We start from the raw sequence: 17,444 nt of genomic DNA, 5'->3' as shown, positions 1-17,444 counted from the left end.
GGCGAAATCAGGTGGGAAGCATGTCCTTCCACGTCTTGGGTGCCTTCGCGGCAACGAGATCCGACTGCTGGTACAACTTCCCGTCCGGGCCGACATAACGACCGGTGTGCGGATCGTACTTCGCCACCACAACCGACGGCGCCGGCTTAGACGCGTTGGCGCCGAACGAACTTGGCGCGGCCTGGGGCTGTCCACCGGTTGTCTGGTCCAGTGGCGCGGGTGCGGGATCGGGTTCTGGTACCGGCGCCGGCGGTGGCGGCGGCGGTGCCGGAAGCTCGCCCGGTGCGGCGACATCAAGGGGCGCAAAGGCCGGAATGTCAGCCGACATTGGCGAAATCGGCGCCAGCCGCGGTCCGGACGGCGTGGGAGGCACAGCGGCCCCAACCGTGCCCGGTAGGGGACTTTCTCCCCGTGGCCCCGCGGGTGTGCCCCGCGGCACCCCTCCTGGCGGCAGCGGCGTTCCCTCGACGGGGCCGAACATCCTGTCGTTGGCAGTGATCCGGTCGTCCGGCGGGACGCCCTGTGCGATCAGGTTCGGATCCAGCGGGTAGGGACCGGTGGTGTGCTGGCGCATCGCCAACGGCATGTAAGGCTTGTCGCTGTTGCAGATTTCGACGGTCGGCGCGCGCTTACCCGGGTGTCCCATGCAGGGATTGTTGCGGGCACCGCGAACGCCGATCGGCGAATCCTGCGGGAGTTTGCAGTACAGTCCGTCCGGCGTGTCGATGTCGCTCAAGTCGTCCGGCGACCGCCACGTGTTGGGTGGCATGAACCCGACGGTGCAAATAGGCGGGTCGTCGACCGTGGCCGCGAAGTCACCGTAGGCCCTGCCGTCGGGATGGTTTTCACCCGCAGCGGCCAGCTCAACGGCGACTCCCGACGGCAGCAGCACCAGCATCTGCTCTAGCGAGGGGTGGTAGGTGATGCCGATCTGCCCGATGGTGGTCAGGTTCGCGAGTAGCACCGGCAGCGTCGGTTTGATTTCCTGGAGCAGCCGGGAGGCCTCGTCCGCGGTGTCAGGACCCTGCTGCAGGATGGTGCGGAAGTGGGAATCGTTGTCCGCCAACGCATCCGAAATTCCGGCGAAGCTGCGCGCCCACGTCCTGATCGAATCGGTGGTGCGCGCCTGAGTATCCAGCAGCGGCCCGGTGTCCTCGGTGAGCGCCTTGGTGCGGTCGACGACGCCGTTGGCGTCGCGGGACAAGGTCTCCGAGGAATCAATCAATGACCCCAGGTCGTAACCACTACCGTTGAAGCCCTGGAAGGTCTCGTCGAGCAATTGGCCGAGTTTGGTCTTCGGGATGCTCCCGACCAACGCGTTGAGCCGCTCGAGCATCGGGGCGACCGGCTGCGGAAGCGTCGTGTCGCGCAGCGAGATTACCGAGCCGTCGTGCAGGTATGGACCCGAATCCGTTTTGGGCCGCAGGTCCACGTACTGCTCACCCACCGCGGAGACGCTGAGCACCTCCGCCGTCAGGTCCGCGGGAACCTTGGGGGAAGTGCTAAGCGACAGCGTCGCTTTCGCGCCGGTTGGCGTCAACCCCACCGCGGTGACCTTGCCGAGTTGGACCCCGCGGTAGGTCACGTTGGAAAACTGATACAGGCCGCCGGTGGCGGGCAGCTCCAGCGTCACCGTCATCCGGCCGATGCCCAGCAGGGTCGGCGCTTGGATGTAGAAGAGAACCATCGCGATCACGCCGATGGTTCCGACGATCGTGAAGATCGCCAGCTGGATTCGAACGAAGCGCGTCAGCATCTATCCACCCTCTCCCGTCGAAGGTGCCTCTGCCGGCGCTGGCGCTTGGCCAAGACCCGCATCGGCCGAGGGAGCCGGACCCGGCGCAGGGCCGGGCAACGGTCCATAACTATTCCCCGGTCCCGGTACCGCACCCGGCGGTGGTGGGGGCAGCGGCAACGCGTTGGGATCGACCCACGGGGGCCTCAACGGGTTATGCAACGGATCGAGTGTGTAGTTCATGCGATACGGGTCCCCGGGCACCGGCGGTACCGGCATATCCAGCTGCCCCCAATGGGTTCCCAGGAGCAGACCCTTCTTCAGCCGTGCGATCGTCAAGTCGAAATCGAAATGAATGTTGAAGTAGTCGCCGCGGACCGCCCGATCGACGAAGTTCTGAGTGAACGGGAACACGAACGCCGCCGAGATGGCCGCGCCGAACTCTGGCCCGACGTCGGCGAGCGCTTTGATGGTCGGCTCCAGGTTTTTGAGATTCTTGACCAGATCCGCCTGCGCGTCGTTGACCAACCGGTTGGCGGTGTTGCTGAAGGCGCGAAGGTGGTTCAGCGCATCCGTCAGCCGCGGCCGCTCCTTGTCCAGCACCTCGAGCGCCGGCGGAATCTTGTTCAGCGCCTGGGTGATTACGTCGCGCTGCTCGGCGAATGTGCCGGCAACCCGGTTCAGCGCCTGGATGGAGGCAACGATGTTGTCCCTCTGGTCGTCCAGAGTTCCGACGAACGTGTCGAGACGGGTAAGCAGATCGCGCACTGCGCCCTCGCGACCGGACAGGGAGGCGGAGAAATTGTGGATGACCTCCCCGATCTGTCCCAATCCCCCGCCGTTGACGACCGCGCCCAACGACGACAGCGTCTGTTCGGTGGACGGGTAGGCCGATGACCGGCTGAGCGGGATGGTGGCACCCGGCTGCAGCCGCCCGCTTCCCTCCTGGCCGACCGGAGTGTTGAGCTCCACGTGCATCGAGCCCAGCAAGCTGGTCTGACCGACGGTGGCTACCACGTTGGCCGGGACAACCACATCGCGCTTCACCGAGATTTCGACGTCGGCGTGCCAGCCTTGGACCCGCATCTCGCCGACACTGCCGACGACGACGTCGTTGATCATCACCGGCGAATTCGATTCCATCGTGCCAACATTCGGCAGTTCGACGTGGTAGATGTTGGCCCCCGGCCCACGCCCGACCGCACCGGGGAGCGGAAGCGAATTCAGACCGTGGAATGCGCAGCCCGTCGACGTCAACACAACGCAGCAGCCGACGGTCAGTACCCGCCGAGCCGCGGCCCGGGCGATCATTGCTGGGGCCCGTCTGCCGGCAGCAGCATGCCCGACAACGCCGGCTCCGCCGGCGGTGGCGGCATCGGTGTCGACGGCGGGGGCGGCAGCGGCATCGCCGCGCCCGGTATCCGCGCCGGCGGCACCGCCCCCGGCGGTCCCACCGGATCGCCCGGCAGGCCTGTGTAGGCCGACACTTCGGGCGGGATCTCGGGTGCTGTGGGTTTCGGACCCTCGCCGCCGGGCGCCAGGCGCGGTTCGGTGTAGAGGACCCTGCTGGGGTCAATCGACTTGGAGATGAACGGGTTCAGGGGGATTGGGGAGTTGTTCCAGCTGGTCTGCCGCAGGCCGGGTCCGAGGAACAGGGCGCACAGCTTCCCCGATTCGACCGCGGTGATGTTCTCGATGGCGCCGATCTGCGTGCAGCCCGGAACGGACAGCAGAACCTGGCCGCCCCAGGTGGGGTTGGCCATATTCATCAACCCGAAGCCTCCGATGATGGTTCCGGTGTCGGCGTTGTAGTCATTGAAGAAGTTGGAGAACGCGTTCGGCGCCGTGTGCAGGATGTTTTCCAGGGCCATATGGTGATCGACCAGGTTCTGCGTGACATCGGCTAACCTGGAAATCTGCTCGCTGGTCTGGTTGCGCGACCCGGCGATGAATCGCCGCACCTCGCCGACCGCCGTCGACAGATCGGTCAGCGCCGCGTCCAGGTCGGACTTGCTGTCGTTGACCACGCTGGTGAGGGTGGCCAGGCGGTCGTTGAACTGCACGAGCTGGACGTTGCTGTCGCGCAGCGCGCCGACGAAGGTCTGCAGGTTTTTGATGATGTCGACGATGTTGCCGCTGCCGTTGGCAAGGATCCGGCCCACGCCCGACAACTGACTAAGCGTTTGCCGCAGCTTCTCGGCGTTACCGCCGTCGAGCGAGTTGGCGGCGCTGTCGATGAACCGGCCCACCGATGTACCCGATACCCCACTCTTGGGCCCCAAATCCGTTGCCAACCGCATCAACTGGGTTTTGACCTCGTCCCACTCCACCGGCACTGCGGTGCGTTCGACCGGTATGACCGCCCCATCGCGCATGACCGGCCCGCTATCGCGGTAGGCGGGAGAGAGCTGCACGTAGCGGGCGGCCACCAGGTTCGGGGCGACGACGATCGCCTTCGCGTCCGCCGGGATGGGCACGTCACGGTCGACCTTGAGGATCATCTTGGCCCGGGTGCCCTGCGGCTCAATGGATTTGATGTTGCCGACCTTGACGCCCGATACGCGAACCTCGTCATGAGGGTAGATGGCGGTGGCGGTGGTGAAGTAGGCGGTAATCGTCCGTGGGCCGAAGAACGTGTTGCGGACGACCATGGCGGCGCCGACAACGATGAGCCCGACCAAGACAACCGCTGTCACGGCCGTCAGCCTGTTGCGAGGGATCCGGGAGATCCGGGCGATCATTGCGATCCTCCGATCCGTCCGCCCATAGTGCAGCCGGGGCACATCGGGATGGAGTTGTACGGCCAGGGGGTCAGCGCCCGAGGAACCGGCGACGGGAAGCCGGGACCCTTCGCAGGGTCGAAGGTGCGGAAGCCCCAGAGGTAGTCGAACAACTCCTGGAACAGTTGCGGGACAAGGAAGTTCGGGGCGAACGCCTGATAGGCGTACATGCCGGAGATGGCCTCACCGGTGGTGATGGTGAATTTTTTCAGGCCTTCCAATGATTTGCCGACGTTGTCGCGTTGCTTCTGCAGCATCTCGGTCACCCGGTTCAGCCGCTCCAGCGTGGGCGCCAACGTGGCTTCGTTGTCGTGCACCAACGCCGTCAGCTGCTTGGCCACCACCGACGTGTTCGCCAGCAGGTCCACGATCTCTTGTCGCCGCGCCGCCAGGACTTGGAGCAGCGAATCCGAGCTGAGGATGAGCTTGTTGACCTGCTGGCTGCGTTCGGAGAGTATCCCGGTGACGTCGCCCGCGCTCTTGAAGAGGTCGCTTAGGTTCTTGTTACGACTGTTGAGGGTGCGTGACAACCGGGTGAGCGCGTCGAAGGCCGGGCCCATTTGGGGTGCGATCTGATCGAGCGTCGCCGACAGGGTGTCCAACGATTGATTGAGCGCGGTGGTGTCGGTTCCCGCGGTGTCCGACGCTAGGTCGCTGACCGCTTCGGTCAACGAATAGGGCGACGACGTGCGCGAGACGGGAATGAGAGCCATCGGATGCAGCGTGCCGCCGCCAGAGGACTCCAGCGTCACCATCCGCTCCCCCAGCAGCGAGCCGGTGCGGATGTGCGCGGTCGTCTCCGACCCGAGCAGAACGCTGCCCTTCGTCGTGAAGGTCACCAGCGCGTCGCCGCGGCGCAGGGAAACATCGGACACCGTACCGACCTTCACACCGGACACGATGACGGGATTGCCCACCGCGATGCCGCCGGCTTCCGAAAACAGCGCCTGGTAGCGAACCATCGTCGCCCAGGCAATGAACCGGTCAGGCGATAGGCCCACCAGGATGACCATCACCGCCAGGGCGACGCCGATGAGTCCGGCCTTGACCCGGCCGCCTCCGCGATACTTGAGCATTAGGGTTCCGTGCACCTTCCTGCATCTGACCTGAAGATATTGGCACGCACGGTCTTGCCGTTGAGGTCTGTGCCGCGGAGCCCGAACTGGCAGAGGTAGTACGGGATGGTGGCGCCGTTCACGCCGAGTCGGACCAGCTTGCGGTAGTTCTTGGGCGCCTTGGCAATTGCGGCCTCCAGGCGGTCCTTGTCCCCGTCAAGTATCGGCGCCAGCCGATTGAGCTGAGCGATGGTGCCGGACAGCGGCGGGCGGGCTTCGGCAAGCAGATCGGCCAGCGAGGCTGTTCCCCTGTCCAGGGCGTCGATGGCAGATCCAATGGTGTCGCGGTCATTCGACAGGCCGCTGACAAGCTGCTCGAGCCGATCGACCGCGCCGGAGAATTGCTTGCCGTCCTTGGAAACCGTCCCGACCACGATGTTGAGGTTGTCGATCAGTTGCTGCACGGTTTGATCGTTCTCGTACACGGCATTCGAAAACGACGTCGTCTTGGAGAACAGCGAATCGATAGTCCCGCCTTGCCCCTGGAAGACCTGCAACAATCCCGAAGTGAGCGCGTTGACGTCGTGCGCATTCAGGCCCTGGGTGACGGGCTTGAGTCCGCCGAGCAGCAGGTCGAGGTCGAGCGCCGGCTGAGTGCGATTGACGGGAATCTGACCCCCGGCCGGCAGATGCTTGGTCGAGCCCGGGCCATCGACGAGTTCGAGGTAACGATCGCCCACCAGGTTGAGGTAGCGGACCGCCGCCCGGCTGCCCTCGGTGAGCACGACGTTGCGGTCGGCGTCGAAATTCACCACGACTTTTTTGTCCGGCTGCAGCGACACGCTGTTGACCGTGCCCACCCGGATCCCGGCGACGCGCACCGACTGCCCCGTCTTGAGGCGCGAGACGTCGGTGAACACCGCCGAATACTCGGTCGTCGAACCCGTCCGGTATTGGCCGAAGATGAAAAACAGGAAGGCTGTCAGCACCGCCATCACTACCGCGAAGATGCCGAACTTGACCAGCGTTGCGCGCGTTGTCATCCCTGTTGTCCGATCTGAGCCGGGTTGCGGGGCGGGCCGGGGAGCGGCCCGTACAACAGCTGCTTGAGCCCGTCGAAGTTGAGCAACAGCTGCGGGTTGCCGAAGTTCACCGGGTTGGCGCCGACGTCGGCAATCAGCTGCGGCGGGCTCGTGTTGAACGGCAGCTTCGGCAGGCCCACGCACTGCGGGCCGCCCGTCGCCGCGACCTTGGGCAGGTTCGTCGGATACCGATAACGTTCGGCGCCCCACGTGAGGCTCGCCGAGATGTTGATGCTCGGCTCCGACAACGGTGCCCCGTGCGACTGTTGAACCAGCCCACCGAGGGCGCAGGTGAGCGCCGGGCCGTATTCGTTGGTCAGATTGGTGGTCGGCACCAGCAGGTGCATCACGTCCGTCAGCGGTTGGCGATTGGTCGACAGCACGTCGTTGCCAATGTCGGCCAGGCCGATCGCGCTGATCAGCAACGCGTCCAGGTTGTGCTGCTCCTCCACGATCGTCTTACTGATGCGGGTCGCGTTGGAGGCGGTCCTCAGCAGGTCCGGTGCCGCATCGGCATAGGCGTTGGACACCGCCGGCAGGACCGAGAGGTCATGACGAAAGGCGGGAAGGCTCGGCTCCAGCTTGGCCAGAAACGAATCCAGGTCGCCCAGCGCCTGGCCCAGCCTCGGGCCTCGTCCGCTGAACGCTTGTGCCAGCGCCCCCAGTGATTCGTTGAGCTTCGGCGGGTCGATGTGAGACAGCACCGACACCAATTCCTGGAATACCGTGTTGATTTCGACCATGACGTGCTGGCCCTGCAGCGTCTGGCCACTGTGCAACCGCTGCGCCGACGGTTGGTCAGGATCGACCAGCAGGACGGACTTCGCGCCGAACACCGTCGATGAGGCGATGTTAACCAGCACATTGCTGGGAATGAAGCGCAACTGCGACGGGTCCAAGGCCAAGTGAATGGCCGCCTGGCCGTTGGCCAGCGGTTCGATCGACGCGACCTTGCCCACCTGCACGCCGCGCATCTTGACCTTCGCGTCGGCGTTCATCACCAGGCCGGCGCGTTCCGAAATCACGGTCACCGGAACGGATTCGGTGAACGAGCCCTGAAACAGACCCACCGCCACCGCGAAGATCAGGCAAATGCTGACGACAGTAACCAGCCCGAGCAGGGGTGGCAGGTAGTTCCGTCCGGCCGCCGGCCGGGCATGCCCGGCGAGCGGGGGTCGGCCGGCGACCGCGCCGCGACCCGCTGGTGCACTCTGCGTCACTGCCTATTCCACCTCCTCAAGCTAACCGGACAAGTTGAAGTTGCCGTTTGTACCGTAAATAGACAGTGAGACCAACAGCGTTACCGACACCACGACGATCAACGAGGTGCGCACCGCGTTACCGGTCGCGTTGCCCACACCGGCCGGGCCGCCCGAAGCGAAATAACCGTAGTACGTGTGGATTAGCAGGATGGTGAGCGCCATCAGGATCGCCTGCAGGAACGACCACAACAAGTCGATCGGGTTCAAAAACGTGCTGAAGTAGTGCTGGTACAACCCCTGCGACTGTCCGAGCAAGAATGTGGTGGTGAACTGGCTGGCCACGAACGACAGGATGACGGCGAGGCTGTACAACGGCGTGATAGCCAGCATTCCGGCCAGGATCCTGGTGCTCACCAAGTAGGCAACCGGCCGAATGGCCATGCTCTCCAACGCATCGATTTCTTCGTTGATCCGCATGGCACCCAGCTGAGCGGTCACGCCTGCGCCGAAGGTGGCAGCCAGACCGATCCCCGCAACCACCGGCGCCGCGATACGCACGTTGATGAACGCGGACAAAAAGCCCGTCAGCGCCTCGATGCCGATGTTGCCCAGCGAGGTGTAGCCCTGGATGGCCAGCGTGCCGCCCGCCGCCAGCGTCAGGAAGCCGACGATCACGACGGTTCCACCGATCATCGCCAACGTGCCCGCGCCCATGCTGATTTCGGCGATCAGACGGATGACTTCGCGGCGGTAGTGGATCGCGGCAAAGGGCATCGCGCCAAGCGCCTTGCCATAGAACAGGGTGTGGTCACCAACCCGGCCCAGCGAGGCGACCGGCCTCTCGAATTGGCGAGCCAATCGTGGATATGCGGCCCTCAGCGCCATTGGCAGCCCCTACTTCGTCGTCATCTTGATGCCAATCGCGGTGACGACCACGTTGACGACGAATAGGGACATGAAGGCATAGACCACGGTTTCGTTCACCGCGTTGCCGACGGCCTTGGCTCCCCCGCCGGTGATCGACAGGCCGCGATAGCAGGCAACCAGGCCGGCGATGAGACCGAAAAGGGCTGCCTTCACACACGAAATGACGACCTCGGGCACGCCGGTCAGCAGGGTGATGCCCGCTGCGAACGCGCCGGGGTTGACGTCTTGCACAAATACCGAAAAGACGTAGCCGCCAACGACGCCGATGATGACGACGAGGCTGTTGAGCAGAAACGCCACCAAACCGGAAGCCAGCATGCGGGGTGTGACCAGCCGCTGGATCGGGTTGATGCCCAGCACCTCCATCGCGTCGATCTCTTCGCGAATCGTTCGCGACCCCAGATCCGCACACATTGCCGTCGCACCCGCGCCCGCCACGATCAAAACCGTGACCAGCGGGCCGAGCTGGGTGACCGCACCGAACGCGGCACCCGCACCGGACAAATCCGCCGCGCCCAGTTCGCGCAACAGGATGTTGAGCGTGAAGCTGACGAGGACCGTGAACGGGATGGCCACCAGCAAGGTGGGGGCCAGCGACACCCGCGCCACAAACCAGGACTGCTCCAAGAACTCCCGCCCTTGGAACGGTCTGCGGAACGCGAACTTGATCGCGTCGGCAGACATGGCGAACAGGGCTCCGACCGCCTGCATGGGTCCCGACAGGTCGAACTTCAGCCTCAGCGCGGGCATTCCCGTCGACCAGCGTTCTGCACCCTTAGTTGCCATCGGCCACAGACCTTTCCCAAGTTACGAGACCGACAGTCTTGTTCTGGCGCAACGGCTCCGGTAGATTCGGCAGAATTGACGGCCGTAAACTCTGCGCCGCAGAGAGCGAAATGCGCAGCGAGCGGCCGGTTTCCGGCATCAACTCCGATGTGACAGCCGAGACCTCGCTCACGCCAGACCTCCGTTCCGTCGCGCGAGTTGACGCTGCAAAACGAGAAACTCCCCGTCTTGAAGCGTCCGGCGATTATGACTCATGCCACGTCCGTGCGGAACGAAAAACGCATAACCGTTATTGAACGCGCAAACATTTCAGTCAGCTCCACTCTTAGGTAACCGCGCCGGCCGTCTTGAGTTCGATGATGCGATCCCAATCGAATCCCAGTTCCAGCAGGATCTCGTCGGTCTGCTCGGCGAATCCGGGTGCGGGCCCGGACTGCGGAGCGGCGACGTCGAACTGTACGGGATTGGCGACGAGTTCGAGTTCGCCTGCCTGCACTACATATTCGTTGGCGCGAATCTGAGTGTCGTCCATCGCCTGCAGGGTGTCCTGCACGGGCGCCCAGGGGCCCGCCAGGGTGGCAAAGCGTTCGCTCCACTCGGCCAGCGTGCGGGTCGCCATGACCTTGGTCAAGATCTCAACCGCTTCCGGTGTGTTGGCGGTGATCTGCTCGATGGTGGCAAAGCGCGGATCGTCGGCCAGCTCCGGCAGGTCGACGTGCCGGCATACGTCGGCCCAGAACTTCGTCGGCTGCATCATCACGAAGGAGATGTAGCGACCATCCGATGTCGTGTAGAGCCCCACCAACGGGTTGTTGGGCGCACCGTGGACACCCGGTGGCGGTGCTTCCAGCCGCTGGTTCAGGTGCTTGGTCAACGCGACGGTGTGGCCCATCGACCACAGCCCACTGCCCAACAGCGATACGTCCACGACCGACGGCTCGCCGGTGCGCTCGCGCTTGAGCAGCGCCGCGGCAATACCGCCCGCGAGGTTGGTGCCGGAAATGGTGTCGCCGTAGGCCGGTCCCGGTGGCGCGATCATGCCCGGCATTCCCATCGGGGTGATGGTGGCCGCGGTGCCGGCCCGGCACCAGAAGGCGGTCATGTCGTAGCCGCCCTTGGTCGATTCTTCACCGCGCGGCCCGAGCGCGCTGCCGCGCGCGTAGACGATCGACGGGTTCACCGCCCTGATGTCGTCGACGTCGATGCCAAACTTCTGTCGAGCGCCGGGCAGGAAGCTGGTCAGGAACACATCCGAGCGCCGGACCAACTCGTAAAGGACTTCCTTGCCCTCGGGCACCGACATGTCCAGGCCGACGCTGCGCTTGAGCCGGTTGGCGTGCTCGATGTTGGGGTTGGGGTCACCCTCGACGCGCAGCATGCCGGTCTGCCGAAGGCCGCGCTGCGGGTCGCCGGTCACGGCGTGCTCGACCTTGACGACGTCGGCGCCCCACTCTGCCAACACGGCGCCGGCCGACGGGACGAATCCGTACATCGCGACTTCGAGAACGCGAATGCCTTCCAACGGCCTCATGCGTCACCTCCTACGAGTGGGACGGCAAATGAGACCGTGTACTGCGGCGGCATACAGACTCCATGGGTGTGGCGGCTGTCACGACCGACGCCTCCAGGTGGCGGCGGTCACGAAAATTTCATTCTCTTCCGGGGCGAATCTTACATTCGAGTATCGAGAATTCAAGAAACTCTCAGGATCTCGGCGACCCGCTGATCGGCTGTGCAACTGCTCAGATCTGGTCCACTTGGGCCGCTCGGCGCAGGCCGGATACCGTTTCCCCGCGATGTTGCACGTCACTTCGCCGCGAGAGTAAGGTTCTCATAATTGCAAGGGAGATTCTTTGTGGCTGAGACGGCCACATTTGCCGCAGGGAGCTCGAGATGAAGACCGCAGTAGTGACCGGTGGTGGCTCGGGTATCGGCCTGGCCGTTGCCCAGCGACTGCGCGCCGACGGCCTCGACGTTGCCACCATCGATCTGCGCCCCTCGGACGCCGAGTTGTCCTTCACCGCGGACGTCACCGACCGGTCGCAAGTGGATGCCGCGCTCTCGGCGATCCGCTCGCAGCTGGGCCCGGTGAGCGTCCTCGTCAACGCCGCGGGACTGGACGGGTTCAAGCGCTTCGCCAACATCAGCTTCGAGGATTGGCTACGCGTCGTCGACGTCAACCTGCACGGTGTCTTCCACATGACTCAGGCGGCGCTGCCCGACATGGTCGAGGCCGGGTGGGGACGGATCGTCAACATCTCGTCGTCGAGCACGCATTCCGGCGCTCCCTATATGTCGCACTATGTCGCGGCCAAGTCGGCGGTCAACGGACTCACCAAGTCGCTGGCCCTGGAGTACGGGCCCAGCGGCATCACGGTCAACGCCGTCCCGCCCGGCTTCATCGACACCCCGATGCTGCGCAGCGCCGAGCAACGGGGCGTTCTCGGCGACATCGACGAGACCATCGCCCGCACACCGGTGCGCCGCATCGGCAAGCCCGAAGACATCGCGGCGGCGTGCGCGTTCCTGGTGTCGGAGGAGGCCGGCTATATCACTGGCCAGATTTTGGGCGTCAACGGCGGCCGAAACACCTGAGCGACGTCGTCGTCCGGATTACCGTAACGGAGCCACACCGCAGCCCCCAGGAGGAGACATCATGAAGGTCTCGGTCGATTCAGAACGCTGCCAGGGCCACACCTTGTGCGCGATGATCGCGCCGGATTCGTTCCAGCTCAGCGACATTGACGGCAGTTCGTCGCCGGTCAATGAGGTGGTTCCGGCCGACCAGGAGGACCAGGTGCGGGAAGCCGCGCACTCGTGCCCGGAGCAGGCGATCATGATCACGGACGAGACGTAAAGGGAGACAGCACCTTGAGTGTCGACGACGTCGTCAGCGACGGCGACCGTAATAAACCGGCGTACCACTTCGATCGGAACGCGCCGGAGTATCGGTCGCAGTTCAAGCAGATCACCGAAGAGATGCAGGCCAAGTGCCCCATGGCGTGGTCCGAGACCTACGGTGGACACTGGGTCGCGGCCGGCAGCCACGAGGTCTTCGAATTGGCACGCTGCCCGGTGGTCTCCAATGACCACGACATCCACAACGAACGCCGCGGCTACAAGGGCATCTCCATCCCGACGGCCAGCCGCGTCAGCGCGGTGCGCGGCGGCATCCTCGAGATGGACGAGCCCGACCACCGCACCTACCGCAACGTGCTGAACCCTTACCTGTCACCGGCGGCGGTCAAGCGCTGGGAACCCTTTATCCACGACATCACCCGCGCCTGCCTCGACGAGAAGATCGAAGGCGGCAGCATCGACTTCGTCGACGACCTGGCCAACGTCGTTCCCGCCGTCCTGACCTTGGCGATGCTGGGCATCCCACTGAAGAAGTGGAATCTGTACAGCGAGCCGGTGCACGCGGCGGTGTACACCCCCGAGCACTCCCCCGACATCGAGAAGGTCACCGCGATGCACCGGGAGATGGGTCTCGACATGGTCAACACCATGCTGGAGATTCGCGAGAACCCGCGGCCCGGCATCGTCAACGGGTTGCTGCAGATGCGGGTCGACGGCGAGCCCGCCCCGGACCTCGAGATCCTCGGCAACCTCGGCCTGGTCATCGGCGGGGGTTTCGACACCACCACGGCGCTGACCGCCCACACGCTGGAATGGCTTTCGGAACATCCCGACGAGCGCGAGCGGCTGTCCAAGAACCGCGACGCCCTGCTCGACCCCGCGACTGAGGAATTTCTGCGCTACTTCACCCCGGCGGCCGGCGACGGCCGGACGTTTGCCGACGACGTCGAACTCGACGGCAACCAGTTCAAAGAGGGTGAGCGGCTGTGGATTTCGTGGGCCATGGCCAATCGCGACCCGGCACTGTTCGCCGACCCGGACGACATCGTGCTCGACCGTAAAGGAAACCGCCACTTCAGCTTTGGCCTTGGCTTGCATCGGTGCAAAGGGTCGAACGTGGCGCGTACCGTGTTCAAGTCGATGCTGACGGCAGTGCTGGACCGGATGCCCGACTACCGCTGCGACCCTGAGGGCACCGTCCACTACGAGACCATCGGCGTGATCCAGGGCATGCGGAAACTTCCGGCAGCCTTCACCCCCGGCCCCAGGGTCGGCGCGGGCCTGGACGAGACGCTGGACAATCTGCAGCGCATCTGCGACGAGCAGCAGCTGGCCCTGCCCGTCACCGAGCGCACGGAAGTCGCTGTCATCGACTAGAAAGCATGGACGACCCGGCCGTTGACTGCCGCAACTTTTCCGAGTAGCCCTTGTTTCGGCACGGTAGCGCTCTATATTCAGGCCAAGCTCGTGCAGAGATGGGAGACGAATCGGTGAAGACTTTAGTAGCAAGTTTTGCGCTCGCCGCAGCTGCACTTGCCACGGCTGCGCTGACTGTCACGCCGCCCGCCCAAGCCGACAACTTGCTGTATGTCAACTACCACATAGACGACCCCCGGGATCCCGGCCACTTTTGGATTTGGTCGATTAGCCCGTGCACACCTGCAGCGCCAGGATGCGTGAGCGTGTATGCGACCCCGCAGCCCAACGGGCAAGCGTCGGTCTACAGAGGAGAGGCCCACGTGGTCAACGGCCGCTACACCCTGTCCGTTGACCGGCCCGACGGTGTGCGCTGCGTGGTCCAGTTCTTTCCTTCGCACGACGTTTTCTCGTGGGACGCGACAACGCTGGCGGGTCAGGTCGACTCGACATTCGACACGGGCTGCGGAGGCGGCCCGGGGGGGACCACCAGTTACCCAATCCAGCTCGTGCGATTCTAACCGCGTGACACGTACCGGAGTCAGTCGCTCATGAGGGCGACGGGGAGTTATTGCGATGGCTGAGGGCAACGAACCGCCGCAGGCTTCGGCCACCTCCAAATCCGACACCATGGCGTTGATCGAGGAAGCCGAGGCGGAAGCGGCCGAGGCCGAGGCGCTGGCCGCGGCCGCGCGTGCCCGCGCCCGCGCCGCCCGTCTCCGCCGCGAGGCGCTGGCCGAGACCGAGACCGAGACAGAGACCGAGGCCGAGGCCGAGGCCGCCGAAACCACCGAGGCCGAGGCTGAGGCCGCCGAAACCACCGAGGAAATTGCGGACCCCGACGAGGCCGTAGCCGAGACCGACGAGGTGGAGGCCGACGACGACGTCACCGACACCGCTGAGGAAGCGACCGAGGACGCGGAGTCCGAGGACGAAGCCTTCGACGAAACGCCCGAAGACACGGAATCGGAAGCCACACCGGCCCGTAGGCGCCGCCTGCGGTTGCCGTCGTTGTCGGTGACGTGGAAAGCGGCCGCCATCCTGCTCATCTGCGCCTTCGTCGGGGCCAGCGGATACATGGTGTGGCAGCGTCATGAAATCACCGAGCGCAACCAGCGCGTCGCGAGCATCATCGCGGGAGCCAGGCAAGGTGTCGTCAACATGACTTCGCTGGACTTCAACAAGGCCAAGGAGGACGTCCAGCGGGTAATCGACAGCTCGACCGGCCAGTTCCGGGACGACTTCCAGCAGCGCGCAAAGGATTTCACCACGGTCGTTGAGCAGTCCAAGGTAGTCACCCAGGGAACCGTGAATGCGGCGGCCGTGCAATCCATCAACGGGGATTACGCGTTGGTTCTCGTCGCGGCGACATCACACATCACGAACGCCGCGGGCGCCAAAGACGAACCACGCAATTGGCGGCTCAAGGTGACCGTCAAAGACGACGGCGGGCAATACAAGATGTCGCTCGTGGAGTTCATTCCATGAGCGAGGACGAGCGCGGCACCGACGCCGCCGACGACACTTCCGAAGCAACCGCGGAAGTCTCCGAACCAGCCGACGACGCATCCGAATCAACTAAGCGCGTCGAACGTAACGAACCCCGCGCGCAGCGCAAGGTGAAAGTCGTTCCCGTTGTCTTGATTCTGCTTCTGCTGCTGTCCGGCGGCGTGACGGGGTGGTTGTACTTCGAGCAATACCGGCCCGATAAGCAAACCGACGCCAGCGTCGCGACCGCGGTCACCAATGCGGCGTCCGATGGCACGGTCGCGCTGCTGTCCTACTCGCCCGATTCACTCGACAAAGACTTCGCCAACGCCAAGTCGCACCTGTCGGGGGATTTCCTGTCGTACTACAACCAGTTCACCGAGCAGATCGTCGCCCCGGCCGCCAAGCAGAAGTCGCTGAAAACCACCGCCCGGGTGCTGGGCGCCGCGGTTCAGGAATTGCACCCGGATTCGGCCGTCGTGCTGGTACTGGTCGACCAGAGCACCACGAGCAAGGACAACCCCGACCCCTCGATGGCCTCCAGCAGCGTGCTGGTGCGTCTGGCACGGGTCAACGGCACCTGGCTGATCACCAAATTCGACCCGGTGTAGCCCGACCGCTGATGCACGACCGGGCATCAAGACTTCGTTGAGAATCCGCCAAGAATTCGTCGAGGCCGCCGTTCGATTCTTTCCTCATACAGCTGGATCGCTGACAGCTGGGAGGAGGAATCGCCATGTCGCTGCTGGGCAACCACATATCGCTGATGCACGGCTGGCTGCCGATCGCGGTCCAGATCGGCTCCGGAGTCACATTGGGGCTGGCCGCCGGATGGCGATCGCGTCGTTGGCGCCTGTTATGGCTGCCGGCCGCGGTCGCCGTTGGGGTCGTGTCGGCCATCGTGGCGCACTCCTACCTCGCCGACCACGCCACCGACGCGGCACCAACCGCCCTGTTTGTGTGGATCGCTCTGCTCGGGATGGCCACGGCGGTGTCGATCCTGGGCTGGCGCGGTTCGGGATGGTTACGGCGCGGACTGTCGGTGCTGGCGGTGCCGCTGTGCCTGCTCTGCTCGCTGCTCGCGCTCAACCAATGGGTCGGCTACTTCCAGACCGTGCAGAGCGCGTTGAATCAATTCAGCTCCGCACCGCTGCTTCACCAGACCGACAAGGCCACCGTCGTCACGCTGGCGGCGAAGGGCAACAAGCCGCCGCACGGCAGCCTGGTGCCCGTGGTAATCCCCGACGACGCATCGCATTTCAAGCACCGCGAGGAATTCGTCTACCTGCCGCCGGCATGGTTTGCGAGCTACCCGCCGCCGCAGCTACCGGCGGTGATGATGATCGGAGGCGTGGTCAACACGCCCGCCGACTGGGTGCGCGCCGGCAACGCGGTGGACACCGTCGACGCCTTCGCGGCCGCACACGGCGGCAACGCGCCGGTGCTGGTGTTCGTGGACCCGGGCGGGGCCTTCGACAACGACACCGAATGCGTCAACGGAAGCCGCGGCAACGCCGCCGACCATCTGACCAAAGATGTTGTGCCATACATGGTCTCGAACTTCGGGGTCAGCTCCGACCCGTCCCGTTGGGGAATCGTCGGCTGGTCGATGGGCGGGACGTGCTCGGTGGATCTGACCGTCATGCACCCGAACATGTTCACCTCGTTCGTCGACATCGAGGGCGACTTGACCCCCAACACGGGAACGAAGCAACAAACCATCGCCAACTTGTTCCACGGCGACGCCGGCGCGTGGGCCGCGTTCGACCCGACGACGGTGATCAGCCGCCACGGCCGGTACACCGGAGTCTCCGGTTGGTTCGCGGTCGCTTCCGGTGGTTCGCCGCGTCACGACATCACGATCGTCGACACCGCCGCGATGGCCGTCGCCAGCCGCGCTGCCGCATCCGACCCGGGCAATCAGGCCGCCGCCGCCTCGTCCCTGTGCGCGCTCGGCCGGGCGAACGGCATCGACTGCGCGGTGGTGAGCCAGGCCGGACGGCACGACTGGCCTACGGCCGGCGTGGCATTCGCGAGCGCGTTGCCCTGGCTGGCGGGCCAGGTGCACACCCCGGACGTACCTCGAATTCCGTTGCCCGGCAAGGGCCCTTAGG

The 17,444-nt window shown here is 64.8% G+C and carries 16 protein-coding genes; 7 read left to right on the top strand and 9 right to left on the bottom strand.

What is annotated here, in order from left to right:
* Positions 1–7 precede the first annotated feature (7 nt).
* From MRAB57_RS12360 to MRAB57_RS12320, 9 genes are all read right to left on the bottom strand, one after another.
* Positions 8–1,756, bottom strand: a complete 1,749-nt coding sequence (locus tag MRAB57_RS12360; protein ID WP_077087808.1) for an MCE family protein — start codon at positions 1,754–1,756, stop codon at positions 8–10.
* The gene (locus MRAB57_RS12355) at positions 1,757–3,046 is read right to left on the bottom strand and encodes an MCE family protein (RefSeq protein WP_077087807.1); all 1,290 of its coding nucleotides are present in this window, start codon (positions 3,044–3,046) and stop codon (positions 1,757–1,759) included.
* Positions 3,043–4,476 carry an MCE family protein gene (locus MRAB57_RS12350; protein WP_077087806.1) on the bottom strand — a complete coding sequence of 478 codons (1,434 nt, stop codon included), beginning with the start codon at positions 4,474–4,476 and terminating at the stop codon, positions 3,043–3,045. The genes MRAB57_RS12355 and MRAB57_RS12350 overlap by 4 nt, the downstream gene beginning before the upstream one ends.
* Entirely contained in the window at positions 4,473–5,591 is a 1,119-nt protein-coding gene (locus MRAB57_RS12345) for an MCE family protein (protein ID WP_077087805.1), read from the bottom strand. Before MRAB57_RS12345 ends, MRAB57_RS12350 begins: the two co-directional genes overlap by 4 nt.
* Complete coding sequence (locus MRAB57_RS12340) at positions 5,591–6,613, bottom strand: MCE family protein (RefSeq protein WP_077087804.1); 1,023 nt, start codon at positions 6,611–6,613, stop codon at positions 5,591–5,593. The genes MRAB57_RS12345 and MRAB57_RS12340 overlap by 1 nt, the downstream gene beginning before the upstream one ends.
* On the bottom strand, positions 6,610–7,872 hold the full coding sequence (locus MRAB57_RS12335) for an MCE family protein (protein ID WP_077087803.1): 1,263 nt from the start codon (positions 7,870–7,872) through the stop codon (positions 6,610–6,612). Before MRAB57_RS12335 ends, MRAB57_RS12340 begins: the two co-directional genes overlap by 4 nt.
* A 21-nt stretch (positions 7,873–7,893) precedes the next feature.
* Entirely contained in the window at positions 7,894–8,739 is an 846-nt protein-coding gene (locus MRAB57_RS12330) for an ABC transporter permease (protein WP_077087802.1), read from the bottom strand.
* 9 nt (positions 8,740–8,748) lie between these two features.
* Complete coding sequence (locus tag MRAB57_RS12325; protein ID WP_077087801.1) at positions 8,749–9,567, bottom strand: MlaE family ABC transporter permease; 819 nt, start codon at positions 9,565–9,567, stop codon at positions 8,749–8,751.
* A 325-nt stretch (positions 9,568–9,892) separates the two neighbouring features.
* Positions 9,893–11,098: a CaiB/BaiF CoA transferase family protein gene (locus MRAB57_RS12320; RefSeq protein WP_077087800.1), complete on the bottom strand. Its 1,206-nt coding sequence runs from the start codon at positions 11,096–11,098 to the stop codon at positions 9,893–9,895.
* A 362-nt stretch (positions 11,099–11,460) separates the two neighbouring features.
* On the opposite strand from MRAB57_RS12320, the gene MRAB57_RS12315 reads away from it, so the two are divergent.
* The 7 genes from MRAB57_RS12315 (at position 11,461) to MRAB57_RS12285 (ending at position 17,443) form a co-directional block, all read left to right on the top strand.
* Entirely contained in the window at positions 11,461–12,162 is a 702-nt protein-coding gene (locus MRAB57_RS12315; RefSeq protein ID WP_077087799.1) for an SDR family NAD(P)-dependent oxidoreductase, read from the top strand.
* A 61-nt stretch (positions 12,163–12,223) separates the two neighbouring features.
* The gene (locus MRAB57_RS12310) at positions 12,224–12,424 is read left to right on the top strand and encodes a ferredoxin (RefSeq protein ID WP_077087798.1); all 201 of its coding nucleotides are present in this window, start codon (positions 12,224–12,226) and stop codon (positions 12,422–12,424) included.
* A gap of 14 nt (positions 12,425–12,438) precedes the next feature.
* A complete protein-coding gene (locus MRAB57_RS12305) occupies positions 12,439–13,803 on the top strand; it encodes a cytochrome P450 (protein ID WP_077087797.1) in 1,365 nt (454 codons plus the stop codon).
* Between the two features lie 98 nt (positions 13,804–13,901).
* Complete coding sequence (locus tag MRAB57_RS29170) at positions 13,902–14,363, top strand: hypothetical protein (protein ID WP_077087796.1); 462 nt, start codon at positions 13,902–13,904, stop codon at positions 14,361–14,363.
* A 55-nt stretch (positions 14,364–14,418) separates the two neighbouring features.
* A complete protein-coding gene (locus MRAB57_RS12295) occupies positions 14,419–15,330 on the top strand; it encodes a hypothetical protein (protein ID WP_077087795.1) in 912 nt (303 codons plus the stop codon).
* Entirely contained in the window at positions 15,327–15,941 is a 615-nt protein-coding gene (locus MRAB57_RS12290) for a hypothetical protein (protein WP_077087794.1), read from the top strand. Before MRAB57_RS12295 ends, MRAB57_RS12290 begins: the two co-directional genes overlap by 4 nt.
* Positions 15,942–16,066: 125 nt before the next feature.
* Positions 16,067–17,443, top strand: coding sequence for an alpha/beta hydrolase (locus MRAB57_RS12285; protein ID WP_077087793.1), 1,377 nt, complete (start codon positions 16,067–16,069; stop codon positions 17,441–17,443).
* Position 17,444: the final 1 nt, after the last annotated feature.

The organism is Mycobacterium rhizamassiliense, from assembly GCF_900157375.1.
Classification (GTDB): Bacteria; Actinomycetota; Actinomycetes; order Mycobacteriales; family Mycobacteriaceae; genus Mycobacterium; species Mycobacterium rhizamassiliense.
Note: the sequence above shows the minus strand (reverse complement) of the source record. Positions and strands in the feature narration are given on the sequence as shown.

What these genes read in the sequence shown, in the direction of transcription:
- MRAB57_RS12360 (WP_077087808.1), bottom strand. Translation starts at nt 1,756, where the DNA reads ATGCTGACGCGCTTCGTTCGAATCCAGCTGGCGATCTTCACGATCGTC.
- MRAB57_RS12355 (WP_077087807.1), bottom strand. Translation starts at nt 3,046, where the DNA reads ATGATCGCCCGGGCCGCGGCTCGGCGGGTACTGACCGTCGGCTGCTGC.
- MRAB57_RS12350 (WP_077087806.1), bottom strand. Translation starts at nt 4,476, where the DNA reads ATGATCGCCCGGATCTCCCGGATCCCTCGCAACAGGCTGACGGCCGTG.
- MRAB57_RS12345 (WP_077087805.1), bottom strand. Translation starts at nt 5,591, where the DNA reads ATGCTCAAGTATCGCGGAGGCGGCCGGGTCAAGGCCGGACTCATCGGC.
- MRAB57_RS12340 (WP_077087804.1), bottom strand. Translation starts at nt 6,613, where the DNA reads ATGACAACGCGCGCAACGCTGGTCAAGTTCGGCATCTTCGCGGTAGTG.
- MRAB57_RS12330 (WP_077087802.1), bottom strand. Translation starts at nt 8,739, where the DNA reads ATGGCGCTGAGGGCCGCATATCCACGATTGGCTCGCCAATTCGAGAGG.
- MRAB57_RS12325 (WP_077087801.1), bottom strand. Translation starts at nt 9,567, where the DNA reads ATGGCAACTAAGGGTGCAGAACGCTGGTCGACGGGAATGCCCGCGCTG.
- MRAB57_RS12320 (WP_077087800.1), bottom strand. Translation starts at nt 11,098, where the DNA reads ATGAGGCCGTTGGAAGGCATTCGCGTTCTCGAAGTCGCGATGTACGGA.
- MRAB57_RS12315 (WP_077087799.1), top strand. Translation starts at nt 11,461, where the DNA reads ATGAAGACCGCAGTAGTGACCGGTGGTGGCTCGGGTATCGGCCTGGCC.
- MRAB57_RS12310 (WP_077087798.1), top strand. Translation starts at nt 12,224, where the DNA reads ATGAAGGTCTCGGTCGATTCAGAACGCTGCCAGGGCCACACCTTGTGC.
- MRAB57_RS29170 (WP_077087796.1), top strand. Translation starts at nt 13,902, where the DNA reads ATGGGAGACGAATCGGTGAAGACTTTAGTAGCAAGTTTTGCGCTCGCC.
- MRAB57_RS12295 (WP_077087795.1), top strand. Translation starts at nt 14,419, where the DNA reads ATGGCTGAGGGCAACGAACCGCCGCAGGCTTCGGCCACCTCCAAATCC.
- MRAB57_RS12290 (WP_077087794.1), top strand. Translation starts at nt 15,327, where the DNA reads ATGAGCGAGGACGAGCGCGGCACCGACGCCGCCGACGACACTTCCGAA.
- MRAB57_RS12285 (WP_077087793.1), top strand. Translation starts at nt 16,067, where the DNA reads ATGTCGCTGCTGGGCAACCACATATCGCTGATGCACGGCTGGCTGCCG.